The organism is Cocleimonas sp. KMM 6892, assembly GCF_035798195.1.
GTDB classification, from domain to species: Bacteria; Pseudomonadota; Gammaproteobacteria; order Thiotrichales; family Thiotrichaceae; genus Cocleimonas; species Cocleimonas flava.
Map to the genome: position 1 here is coordinate 403,323 of NZ_JAPFBV010000001.1, position 12,823 is coordinate 416,145.

Genomic DNA, 12,823 nt, shown 5'->3' on the forward strand with positions numbered 1-12,823 from the left:
TGATGGTGTGCATAGGTAATATATGCCGCAGCCCCATGGCAGAAGCTATTTTGCAACATAACAGACCTGAACTAAAAGTATATTCATCAGGCTTAGGGGCTCTGTCTGGAAAGCCTGCAGACCCAAGCACGATGAAAATCCTGTCGGAAATCAATATTGATTTTGATCATGTAGCACAACAAATTAACAGCGTTCTGGTAAAGAACGCTGACATTATTTTGACTATGGAAGACAAACATGTTCAAAGCATCATCTCTCAATTCCCTGAGTCACGAGGCAAAGTACACTTGATTGGCAAGTGGCAGAATAATGAACAAATTCCTGATCCTTATAAAAAAGATTTTGAAGCATTCCAGGAATCTTATCATTTAATAAATAAAGGCCTAGAAGCCTGGCAAGAAAAACTGTGGAATTAAACCTAAGAATGTTTATTAATTCCTATTTAAAGATGACTGAGAACAGATATATTAAATGACCACTACAAATCAACAACATACGGAAGACGACGAAATAGATTTAAGAGAATTGTTAGCGACTCTTCTGGATGGGAAATGGCTAATTCTATCTTTAATGATTTCATCTTTACTTTTAGCGATTATTTTTGCTTTTGGAAAGACTCCTATATATAGAGCTGACTCATTATTACAAATAGAGGCTGAAAAAGCTGGAATCCCAGGAATTGAGGAATTAGCAGGACTAGGTGGCGTCAGCGCGTCTGCTGGGACTGAGTTACAAATTTTAAAATCTAGAAAAATTATAGGAAAAGCTGTTAGTGATTTAAAATTAGATATAATTGCCACACCTAAAAAAATTCCTTTTTTTAGCAACTTAATCAAACGATTCGTTGAAGAAAATGAATCTAATTATGCTCCCTTTAATTCTTCGTGGCTAAGTCCTTATTCATGGTCACATGAAAGCATAAAAGTTAATCGTCTAGACGTCGCAAAGAACTACTTAAATAAACCTCTGTCCTTAATTAGCCTTGAACGCGGAAAATATAGTTTATATCATGATGACAAGCTCCTCTTAAATGGAGTTGTGGGTAAACTAGAATCTACATCTGACGGTTTGTTAGAAATTAATATTCAGGAACTGAATGCTGGCGAAGGCAAAGCATTTATAATAAAAAAACTGAGCAAATATCAAGCCATTGTGACATTACAAAAAAAGTTAAATGTCTCAGAACAGGGCAAAAAGACAGGGATCATTAATCTTGCATTGGAAGGAGAAAATAAGGAACAAATATTAAATATTCTCGACAATGTTTCTAATTCTTATTTATTACAGAATAAATCACGCAGTTCTGAAGAGGCTAGCAATGCACTTAATTTTCTAAATGAACAGATTAAACCGGTCAAAGAGCGATCAGAAGCTGCTGAAGCAGCCCTAAAAGAATATAGAACGAATAATCGTACAGCCGATATGTCAATGGAAACCCAGACGATATTAAAAGTAGTTGCAGATATTGACACTCAGCTTCAACAATTATCATTAAGAAGAGACCAGTTAAACTTAAAATACACATCTAATCACCCTACACTGACCTCTCTCGCATCCCAAGAAACAAAGCTAAATAAAAGACGAAACGAAACACTTTCTAAAATCACTGAACTTCCAGAAACTCAACAACAACTTCTTAAGTTAGAAGGCGACTATAAAGTTGCCAATACAATCTATGTTGATTTATTAAATAAAATTCAAGAATTTAAAATCGCCAAAGCCAGCAATGTAGGCAACGTATATATTCTTGATACTGCAGCAGTCAATGAAACCCCAGTCAAACCAAAGAAAACTATGATAATGGCACTAGGGCTGCTGCTTGGGTTTTTCGTTGGTATTTTAATTGTATTCCTGAAAAAAGCGCTATACCACAAAGTAAACAATCCTGAAAAAATTGAAGAACAAATAGGTTTACCTGTATATGCAACCATACCTTTATCTAAAGGTGTTAAATTAACTGGCGGTCTCAAGAAGAAGAAACAAAAACAAAAGACATTGCTCGCGATTGAAGACAATAATGACCCTGCAATTGAGAGCCTCAGAAGTCTAAGAACAAGCCTTCACTTTGCATTGCTAGAAGCTAAAAATAATATTGTAATGATTACAGGACCGTCGCCTGGAATCGGGAAGTCTTTTATCTCTTCAAATTTAGCAGCAGTCATATCAGGCAGTGATCAACGTGTTTTACTAATCGATGCCGATATGAGAAAAGGCTATTTGCACAACTTGGTAAACACTCCAATCTCTCCGGGTTTATCTGATTTGATCAGTGAAAAAAGTACTATTGAAGATGCCATCCATACTTATGAATGCAATGGAAATAGCTTTGATGTATTAACCAGAGGACAAACACCTCCAAACCCATCAGAGTTATTGATGCATCAAAACTTTGAGAAATTACTTACTGAGTTATCTGGTAACTATGACTTAATTTTAATCGATACCCCACCAATCCATGCGGTAACTGACCCTACAATCGTAGGTCGTTTATCAGGCGTGGTGTTCATGGTAGTTCGCCAAGATATGCATGCGATGAAAGAGATTGAACATGCCGTGAAGCGATTAAGTAATACAGGTATTGAAACCAAAGGATTTATCTTTAATGGCTATGATGCCAAGAAGAATAGAAATGCTTATGGCTACCAATCTTATTATGGAGAGTATCAATCAGATTAGATTGATCTTGTTGAAACTAGACCCCTTGCATTATTTACTCAACGGTAATTGATTGAGAAAAAATAAAGGGATCTAGTTTAATTTAGCGACAATGCTTGCTTGTTATCACTTAGAGCAAAAAACCAAACAATAGCACTTATAAACGATTTAGTTCCTAGAAGGACTTGGTAAAACTAAGTGATATACCAACGTCATTTTCTCTTTTACTTGAATAATCTCTCTCGGAAATTAACTGAACCCCCAGGTTTATTTTTGTATCTATATTAAGCGGCTTTTCTAAACTTAATCCTACTGCTGACCACTCTTTTCCATTTGGAGCTATAGGGTTATTCCCTACCCCATCTTCATTCAGCTTTGCGTGCTTAACCCAGCCACGCCAAAAATTACCATTATTTTGATTAAGAATTAACCCGGCACTGACCATTTGGCTATCTGAATCAATTCCATGCCCCATTGACACATCTAGGTAGCGATAACCATCGGTGTAGCTACTATGGTTATAGACAATATTATTTCTGTCTCTGCCTTTATAACTGCCGGCGCTAGTATCAGTTGCTTCGAGGTAAGCTCTCCATGAACCTTGCAGTTTTTTAGAATAACCTGCTACCGAGCCACCTAACATAAAGACTTCATCGCCAAGTAATATAGAGCCATCAACACGATCCTCTCCGATATATTGCCCATACAATGAATAATGTTGATTTTCGCCACCTACAGGAAGCTTCCATCTAAAATCCAATCCTGCTATTTGATTTCCTCTCACCGTTCCAAGCGCGCCATCTTGCTCTTCAACTCTCATACTAAAGAACGTTTTAGTAAAATCAGAGAAACTCTCATCTTGACCTTCTCCGCCCCACTGAATAGTTCTATGCAAACCTATTTCAAGCGGCTTAAAGGGCCTGAAAGTAAAGCGAGTACCAATGAGTTTCGCATCTGGAATTCCTCTATCAGATTCGAGCTGCCCCACGAATGCGTGAAGCTTGCTAGTACCCAACCACCTTAATAGGAAAAAATCATCCTCATCAGGTTTTGATAATACATTCTCGACAGAGATACTGGGTATTGGTCGAGCATTATTTGAAAGAATCAAAGACCCATCCCAACCTGGCCCCCAATATCTAGATTGCTGACCTACCGTTACTTTCCAATTACCTATGTCACTTGCTATATATGACTCATCCAATCTAAAAGCACTGTCATCTGGATGATCGGTCTCATCTGCAACTGTTGCTTTTAACCGCAAATCGATGAAAGGGTTTCCCCATTCGCCATCGTAAGATACTGAGTATTTCTCTCTGCCTTCTCCTGAAAAGTCTCTTATCAACAGCTCTTGAGAACGTGCATCGGCTGTTATTTTAAAGCTCGAGTTATAGTCTTCTTCTTTTAAACGTTGTTTAACATTTGCATAAGCCTGCCTTAATGCAGGTAACATTGGAGAATCTTTAACAGGTTCTTTTAGGTTTTCATGTATATCTTTTGCAGCTAACGGCCATGTTGTTAATGGCGAATCTAATAAACGTGCATCAGATAGTAGCTGTAACTCATGCCTTAATTTCATATCTCCTGCGTCTAACCATGGCTTTGCCAGCACTTGGCTTGATACAAAGAGCATTGGTAGCGTTGCAAACAACGAGCATATTTTGATATTAGTTTTCTTAGACATGTAGAACCCAGTTTGGAGAGTGATATTTGAAGTGGTTTTATCTGCTTAGATACAGAGTTAAAACTTTGATGATTTTAACATTAGATCGATAGATTGCTGCATATCATCAATTCTATCTGAAATATCAGAATCAACTTTAGGCTCTCTATTTGATTTAATTAAATCATGGGCGATATTAATTGCTGCCATCACCGCAACTCTATCAGCACTCAAGGCTTTTCCGCCTTCTCTTACTTTGTGCATATTTTCATTGACGTTTCTAGCCGACACCAATAAAGATTCATGCTCACCTTCAGGACAAGAAATTTTGTATTCTTTTTCCATGATCCTTACTGTTACAGGTATTGTTTCTCTGCTCATCTTTGATTCCCCTAATTCGTTGGCATCTTTTAGGATGCTTTATCCATTGCTTTTAATCTTTCCATCATTGCTTCTACCTGACCACGCACTTTATCGTTCTTAGCCTGTAGCTCTGATCTTTCCAGCATTAATTGCTGATTACTAAATTTAAAGGCATCGTTCTCTTCAGAGAGTTTTTTACAATATGCCAGCAACTCTTTTACTGAGCTTTCTAATTTATCTATTTTCATGGTGATAGAAAGCTGCTCATCATTGGATGTCTTATTCATAATTACATTAAATCCCGAATGAAAGTTGGCTTCAAAAATGCCTAAGAAATGGAAGAGTTTCAGTATACGTAATTTAAACTTCAAAAACAAAAATTCAACTCTCGTCAAATGGTAAGAGTTATTTTATCGACGAAGTGTTCAATTTTTATTATCACTGGACCTTAGTAACAATAAAGTTAAGTAATATTACCTAGAAACTTTGATTTACTTATAAGCGTTATAAGAACATAGTAATATACTGTTTTTTAAGAAATAAAAATAAACCTGACAAAGCTTGAAAAATGGTCTTTACTCTGTGTAAGATGCGCTCGTGCGAATACTTAATACTAGGCATTGGAATTTCTGTTTTAGAATTCCCAAACTAGATTTGCGCGGCATTTTAACCCCCTACACAATTAAAGAGGTATACCATGAAGAAGAGCGTTTTATTCGGTCTTGTAACTGCTGCTATTTTTAGCTCAAACGTACAAGCTGACACACTAGATGATGTTAAAAAAGCAGGAATGCTTAAGTGTGGCGTTAGTACTGGCCTTGCTGGCTTTTCACAAAAAGATGAAAAAGGTAACTGGAGCGGACTAGACGTAGACGTTTGTCGCAGCGTTGCTGCTGCTGTACTAGGTGATGCTTCAAAAGTTAGTTACAAGCCACTTACTGCTAAAGAGCGTTTCACAGCATTACAATCTGGTGAAATCGACATTTTGTCTCGTAACACAACCTGGACTGCTACTCGTGATACATCACTCGGTCTAAACTTTGCTGGCGTAGTTTATTATGATGGTGCTGGCTTCATGGTTAACAAGAAGTTAGGCGTTGATAGCGCACTTAAGCTTGATGGTGCTGCGGCATGTATCCAGGCTGGTACTTCTACAGAATTAGCGATTGCTGATTACTTCCGTGAAAACAACATGAAGTACAAAGTTGTAACATTTGAAACGTCTGACCAAACTCGTTCTGGTTTTGAATCTGGTCGTTGTGACTTCTTAGTATCTGACCAATCACAGCTTTACTCTTTACGTATCGGTCTTAAAGATCCTGATGGAGCTGTTGTATTACCTGAAGTTATCTCTAAAGAGCCACTAGGACCTGTTGTACGCCAAGGCGATGACAAATGGTTCAACATCGTAAAGTGGTCACTTAATGCAATGATCGAAGGTGAATTCCAGGGCGTTACATCTGCAAATGCAGACGAAATGGCTAAATCTGGCAAGCCTGGTCAAAAGCGTCTTTTAGGTGCTGAAGGCGATCTAGGTGAGAAACTAGGTCTCAGCGCAGACTGGGCTCATCAAATCATCAAGCAAGTAGGTAACTACTCTGAGTCTTTCGAGCGTAATGTTGGTATGGACTCAGCACTTAAAATTTCACGTGGCTTAAACGCTCAGTGGAACAAAGGCGGAATCCTTTACTCTCCAGCAATGCGTTAATAGCATAGCTATATTAAGGGGCCTTTGGCCCCTTAATTTTAACCTTTATTCTTTCCTTTAAGCTTGTTCGCTTAAATCTATTCAGAAGCGTGCAATTGAGTTACTCAACGATAGTTTTAATATATGCAAACTAACAAATCCAAAAACTCATCCGCCACTCCCAAAGCAGCATTTTATAACCGCGCCGAAGTACGATCCGTCGTATTCCAAGCAATCGTGTTTCTGGGACTCGCGTATTTTTTCTACACCATTTACAACAATACCTTAACGAATATGGAGGCTAGAGGCATCCGTACTGGTTTTGGTTTTATGAGCCAGCCTGCCGGCTTTGATATCTTATTATCACTGATCCCTTTTGAAGCCACAGACTCTTATGGCAGAACCTTTTTTGTAGGCTTATTAAATACACTTTTAGTCTCAGCTATCAGTATTGTATTTGCCACACTCTTAGGTTTTTTAGTGGGTGTTTCACGTTTATCTTCAAACTGGTTAGTATCGAAAGTCGCTACAGTGTTTGTTGAAACGTTTCGTAACATTCCTCTACTACTACAAATTTTCTTCTGGTATTTTGCGGTACTCGCAACGTTGCCAGGTGTTCGAGATAGTATCTCCCTTGCAGATTCAATATTTGTCAATGTCCGTGGATTGTCAGTACCAAAGATAGTTTGGTCCGATGGTGCAAGCATTGTCTTTTATGCATTGATCGCTGCCATTGCAGGTGCTTTCTTTTTAAGCCGCTGGGCAAGAAAACGCCAGGAAAGTACTGGTCAACCTTTCCCGACTCTTTGGGCTAACTTAGGATTGATCATCGGCTTACCATTTATTGCTTTCCTACTTATGGGCTTACCAGCTTCTATCGAAGTGCCTAAATTAGAAGGCTTTGGATTTAAAGGCGGAATGACGCTAATTCCTGAACTGGTCGCATTAACCGTTGCGTTATCAGTATATACCGCGGCATTTATTGCAGAAGCGGTTAGAGCCGGCGTTCAATCAGTATCACATGGACAGGTTGAAGCCGCTGCCGCTTTAGGCTTACCTAGTGCAAAGGTATTGCGCTTTGTTACGATTCCTCAAGCACTACGCGTTATCGTACCTCCACTGAACAGTCAGTATCAAAACCTAATCAAGAACTCGTCTTTGGCAATGGCTATTGGCTATCCGGACTTAGTCGCTGTATTTATGGGCTCCACGCTTAATCAGGTAGGACAGGCCGTAGAAATTGTCTTTATGACGATGATGGTCTATCTCATTATTAACTTAACGTTATCCATGTTTATGAACTGGTATAACGCTCGTATTAAACTCGTTGAGCGCTAGGAGGCTATTGCTATGGATAATACATTTACACCAATAGAAGCAAGAAAACCGCCTTCAAGTGCAATTGGTCCAATTGCATGGATGAAGGAAAGTTTATTTTCATCACCAGTAAATACTTTATTAACCGTATTTTTTGGATATTTAATCATTCGTTTTATACCTCCCGTTATAGATTGGGCTTTTATTAGCGCTAACTGGGTCGGAACAACACAGGATGAATGTACAAAATCGGGCGCATGCTGGATTTTTATCAAACAGTGGTTTAGCCAGTTACTTTACGGTTCTTACCCTGAAAATCTCCACTGGCGCGTAAACCTGGCTCTGATAGGATTAGTTGCAGTTGTTGTATTGCAGTTCTTCCTACCTCAGCACCTACGTCGTCGTGTTGGCTGGGTTAGCCTATTAGTTTACCCATTAGTATCACTATGGTTAATGTACGGTGGTTTTGGTCTAGAAACAGTAAGCACTGATAAGTGGGGCGGTTTCTCACTTAACATCCTACTCGCATTTGCTGGCATTTTGATGTCTTTACCGATAGGTATTATTTGGGCACTAGGTCGCCAATCTAAAATGCCTTTTGTTAGAGTTGTCTGTATATCATCGATCGAGCTGTTTCGTGGTGTTCCACTAATTACAATACTCTTTATGGGTTCTGTAATGTTGCCACTATTCTTCCCTGCTGGTGTCCAGCTGGATAAGTTAATGCGAGCATTTATCGCTATTACCTTATTCCAATCGGCATATATGGCTGAGGTAATTCGTGGTGGTTTACAAGCAATCCCTAAAGGACAGGTAGAAGCGGCTAATTCACTTGGTTTAGGTTACTGGAAAACTATGCGTCTGATTGTGTTACCACAAGCGCTTAAGATTTCGATTCCTAATATCGTGAATACCTTTATCGCTCTATTCAAAGACACCACCCTTGTATTGATCATAGGTCTGTTTGAAGTACTGAGTACTATTCAGGCGGCACTGCAAAATTCAAATTGGCTCGGCGGTCATCACATAGAAGGTTATGTGTTTGTTGCGTTTGTGTTCTGGGTTTTCTGTTACACCATGTCACGCATTAGTGTACATATAGAAAATAAACTCAACACCGGCCACTCAAGAAGCTAATTAGAAATTCGGAGATATTTAATGTCTATTACAGAAAAAACGTCTGACAATAATTCGTCAACAACTGAAACAAGAACAAGTAATGCAGATTCAATTATTCAAATAGAGAATCTGAACAAATGGTACGGCGCGTTCCACGTACTTAAAGATATCAACCTGGACGTTGCCAAAGGTGAGCGTATCGTTGTCTGTGGTCCGTCAGGATCTGGTAAGTCAACATTGATTCGCTGTATTAATCGCCTCGAAGAATTCCAGGAAGGTAGCCTGACAGTAGATGGTGTCGCACTGAATGAAGATATCAAGAATATCGAAGCAGTTCGTCGTGAAGTAGGTATGGTGTTTCAACACTTTAACCTTTTCCCGCACCTTACAATTTTAGAAAACCTTACTTTAGCGCCACTATGGGTACGCAAAATACCGAAGAAAGAAGCTGAAGCTACGGCGATGGAATACTTAGAGCGTGTAAAGATTCCTGATCAAGCTTTGAAGTTCCCTGGTCAATTATCGGGTGGTCAGCAACAACGTGTTGCGATTGCACGCTCATTATGTATGAACCCTAAAATTATGTTATTTGATGAGCCTACCTCAGCACTTGATCCAGAGATGATCTCTGAAGTATTAGATGTAATGGTAGAACTTGCTGAAGAAGGCATGACTATGCTTTGTGTAACGCATGAAATGGGTTTTGCGAAGAAAGTTGCGGATCGCGTTATCTTCATGGATGCCGGACAAATTGTTGAGCAGAACAATCCACACGAGTTCTTCGACAATCCACAAAACGAAAGAACACAAGCCTTCCTAAGCCAGATTATTGGCCATTAAGGTTTTATTTAAGACTCAATAAAAAAAACCACCTTAAAGGTGGTTTTTTTTATGCAAGACAGAAAAGTATTATTCAATATTTTTTTACTTTGCCACCCCCCTACTTTGGGGCAGTTTTTTTACTTCAATTTTAATAAGTAACTCAAATGATTGGAGTAATATGAGATTGACTCTTCAGTTATTTACATTCAGATAAAAAATACACTACTTACTATCTTGAGGCTTTCTATTCACCAGATAGATTCCTGAAATAATTAAAGCAGCACCAGTCAACAAAACCAGTGACAGCTGCTCATCAAGAACAAAGAAAGCAATAAAGACGGCGCTCACAGGCATAAAATAAATGAACACAGCTGCCCTTGCTGCGCCTAGCACCTTCACACCTTCCTGGAACCATACAAACCCTACTACGGTTGCTAATATTGCGAGATAAAGCAAGTGCATAGAAATGGTAACGTTAAGCGTAGTAAGCGCAGAGAATATTGCTGCAGGCTTAGTCACCAAGGCAAGCAACAATAAAAATACCGTACCAAAGCAACTTGCATAAGTTATCGCCACCAATGAAGATAATTCATTACTAATAAAACGGCCGATCAAGGTATAAATTGCCCAGCTAAATGCGCAGCCAATAAATGCTATTTCCCCAAGACCAATGCCTTTATCAAACAGAATTCCCAAATCACCTTTAGAAATGATTAAGAAGGCACCAAACACGCACAACACGAGTCCTAACAGTCTTACCGGGGTAAGCCTTTCTTTAAACAAAACAATCGATGCAACGGCAGTTAATACAGGATTTGAAGCGGTTATTAAGCTCCCTCTGCTGGCTTCAGCATGTAATAAACCATAAAAGAATAATAAATTATAAGCGGCAATACCTGTTGCCCCCATTCCAAGTAATGCGAAAAACTGTTTTTGAGAGATTTTAGGTAGTGTGCCTTCTTTAATAAAGACCAGTAACAACAATGCAGAAGAAGCCAGCATAAAACGAAATAATGCCGAAATCATGGGATCCATTTCAGCACCCAGCATTTTCGCTGACGTGAAAGTTCCTCCCCATATCATCATGGCGAAGAGTAATTTAAGGTAGATCATGATTTAAAGTCTCGAATAATCAATTAGGGGATAATTGAATACAAATTGCATATTTATCCAGTAGATCATGAATTATAAGGTCACCCCCCTACTTTGGGGGATTTTTTTCAGAAGCGTTTTATTTAAGAAGGATTCTTAAGAATTTAGTACTAAGCAGTTTTAAGATGCTCAGAGTATTTACCCTGATTGAATTCGCCAATCTGTTTAACGATACCAGCACCATCGAGACCTATTTCTTCCAGCTGCTCTTCACGAGTGGCATGTTCTATATATTTATCGGGAATACCGCAATTCAAGACAGGCATCGAAATATCCTGCTCAAGCAAGAATTCATTAACCGCACTACCTGCCCCGCCCTTAATAGCATTGTCTTCAAGGGTTACAAATAATTCATGAGATTCGGATAAGCTTCTTATTAAATCTTCATCGATAGGCTTCACGAAACGCATATTTACCAGCGTGGCACCGAACGCTTTGGCTGCAATTGTTGCCTCTTCTAACAAAGAACCAAACATTAAGATTGCAATACTATTGCCTTTGCGTAGCACTTCTCCCTTTCCGACTGCCAGCTCTTTCATTTCTTCCTGAGGTTCTACACCCGTGCCTTTTCCACGAGGGTAACGAACCGCTGTAGGTCCATTTTGCTGGTAAGCTGTGTACAGCATTTGCCTGCACTCATCTTCGTTAGATGGAGCCATTACGATCATATTTGGGATACAGCGCAAGTAAGAAAAATCATAATTGCCCGAATGCGTTGGACCATCTGAACCAACTAAACCTGCACGGTCGATTGCAAACACAACAGGCAAATCCTGTAGCGCGACATCGTGTATTAACTGATCATAAGCGCGCTGTAAAAATGTCGAATATATCGCAACAATTGGCTTTAAACCATCGCATGCCATTCCGGCAGCAAGTGTTACTGCATGCTGTTCGGCAATCGCGACATCGTAGTAACGATCAGGGAATTCTTTAGAAAACTCAACCAACCCGGAACCTTCACGCATTGCCGGAGTGATACCGACAAGCTTTTCGTCTTTCGCAGCCATATCGCACAACCAACGACCAAACACTTGTGTGTATGTCGGCGTACTGGGTTTATTTGATTTTTGCACTCCGGCTTTCAAATCAAAAACAGAGACCGCGTGATATCCAATCGGATCTTTTTCAGCGGGCTCGTAACCTTTGCCTTTTTGAGTGACAACGTGTAAAAACTTAGGCTCGTTGATGTCTTTGATGTTCTCTAGAATCTTAACCAATTCAATCACATCATGACCATCGACTGGGCCGTAATAAACGAAGCCCATTTCTTCGAATAGCGTTGCAGAGGGCATTATCATGCCTTTGGTATGCTCTTCAGCGCGTCTGGCAAAACGCTTCATGACTGGCGTATTCGCAAGTATTTTCTTGCTATTTTCACGCATCGTTGAATAAAAATTACCCGACAATAAACGCGCTAGATACTTACTTAAACCACCCACATTGGGTGAAATAGACATATCATTATCGTTTAAAACAACCAGCATCTCAGTATCAATGTCACCAGCATGATTTAAAGCTTCATAGGCTAAACCCGCTGTTAATGCGCCATCACCGATAACGGCGATTGAATGTCGATCAATACCTTGTTGTTTTGCTGCAAGCGCCATACCTAACGCAGCACTGATAGATGTACTGGAATGGCCTACGCCAAAATCATCATATTTACTTTCTTCACGACGCGGAAAACCACACAAACCATCTTTCTTTTTAATGGTACGAAGCTGATCTCTACGGCCTGTTAAAAGCTTATGCACATAGGCTTGATGCCCGACGTCCCAGATCAATCGATCATTTGGCGTATCGTAGACGTAATGTAGCGCAACGGTTAATTCAAGCGCACCTAAACCAGATGCTAAATGGCCTCCGGAGTCTGATACTGATTGCAATAAATACTTACGCACCTCATCACACAGCGCTGGCAATTCTTCAATTGTCAGGCTCTTTAGGTCTGCGGGTGTATTTATATTGTCAAATAACATGTATCTTAAATTATAGCCTTGATGGTTATTCTAGATAACAACTTTAGATAGCAACTCTAGATA

The 12,823-nt window shown here is 39.5% G+C and carries 11 protein-coding genes; 6 read left to right on the forward strand and 5 right to left on the reverse strand.

What is annotated here, in order from left to right; genetic code table 11:
- Positions 1-2: 2 nt before the first annotated feature.
- Both OO007_RS01830 and OO007_RS01835 read left to right on the forward strand, forming a co-directional pair.
- Positions 3-416, forward strand: a complete 414-nt coding sequence (locus OO007_RS01830) for a low molecular weight protein-tyrosine-phosphatase (protein ID WP_325808047.1) — start codon at positions 3-5, stop codon at positions 414-416.
- A gap of 55 nt (positions 417-471) precedes the next feature.
- A complete protein-coding gene (locus OO007_RS01835; protein WP_325807519.1) occupies positions 472-2,676 on the forward strand; it encodes a polysaccharide biosynthesis tyrosine autokinase in 2,205 nt (734 codons plus the stop codon).
- A gap of 154 nt (positions 2,677-2,830) precedes the next feature.
- Here OO007_RS01835 and OO007_RS01840 read toward each other — a convergent pair whose 3' ends face one another.
- From OO007_RS01840 to zapB, 3 genes are read right to left on the reverse strand one after another with little or no spacing between them, the layout of a single operon-like run.
- Positions 2,831-4,339, reverse strand: a complete 1,509-nt coding sequence (locus OO007_RS01840; protein WP_325807520.1) for a capsule assembly Wzi family protein — start codon at positions 4,337-4,339, stop codon at positions 2,831-2,833.
- A 57-nt stretch (positions 4,340-4,396) separates the two neighbouring features.
- The gene (locus OO007_RS01845; RefSeq protein WP_131904331.1) at positions 4,397-4,699 is read right to left on the reverse strand and encodes a cell division protein ZapA; all 303 of its coding nucleotides are present in this window, start codon (positions 4,697-4,699) and stop codon (positions 4,397-4,399) included.
- Positions 4,700-4,728: 29 nt separating this feature from the next.
- Entirely contained in the window at positions 4,729-4,968 is a 240-nt protein-coding gene (zapB, locus tag OO007_RS01850) for a cell division protein ZapB (protein ID WP_131904332.1), read from the reverse strand.
- A gap of 410 nt (positions 4,969-5,378) precedes the next feature.
- On the opposite strand from zapB, the gene OO007_RS01855 reads away from it, so the two are divergent.
- From OO007_RS01855 to OO007_RS01870, 4 genes are all read left to right on the forward strand, one after another.
- Positions 5,379-6,389 (forward strand): amino acid ABC transporter substrate-binding protein, encoded by a 1,011-nt coding sequence (locus OO007_RS01855; protein WP_131904333.1) that lies wholly within the window; start codon positions 5,379-5,381, stop codon positions 6,387-6,389.
- A gap of 123 nt (positions 6,390-6,512) precedes the next feature.
- A complete protein-coding gene (locus tag OO007_RS01860; protein ID WP_131904334.1) occupies positions 6,513-7,706 on the forward strand; it encodes an amino acid ABC transporter permease in 1,194 nt (397 codons plus the stop codon).
- A gap of 12 nt (positions 7,707-7,718) precedes the next feature.
- Positions 7,719-8,822, forward strand: a complete 1,104-nt coding sequence (locus OO007_RS01865) for an amino acid ABC transporter permease (RefSeq protein ID WP_325807521.1) — start codon at positions 7,719-7,721, stop codon at positions 8,820-8,822.
- Positions 8,823-8,843: 21 nt separating this feature from the next.
- A complete protein-coding gene (locus tag OO007_RS01870; protein WP_131904336.1) occupies positions 8,844-9,644 on the forward strand; it encodes an amino acid ABC transporter ATP-binding protein in 801 nt (266 codons plus the stop codon).
- Positions 9,645-9,848: 204 nt separating this feature from the next.
- Here OO007_RS01870 and OO007_RS01875 read toward each other — a convergent pair whose 3' ends face one another.
- Positions 9,849-10,739, reverse strand: a complete 891-nt coding sequence (locus OO007_RS01875) for a DMT family transporter (RefSeq protein ID WP_325807522.1) — start codon at positions 10,737-10,739, stop codon at positions 9,849-9,851.
- A gap of 149 nt (positions 10,740-10,888) precedes the next feature.
- Positions 10,889-12,760, reverse strand: coding sequence for a 1-deoxy-D-xylulose-5-phosphate synthase (dxs, locus tag OO007_RS01880; RefSeq protein WP_325807523.1), 1,872 nt, complete (start codon positions 12,758-12,760; stop codon positions 10,889-10,891).
- Positions 12,761-12,823: the final 63 nt, after the last annotated feature.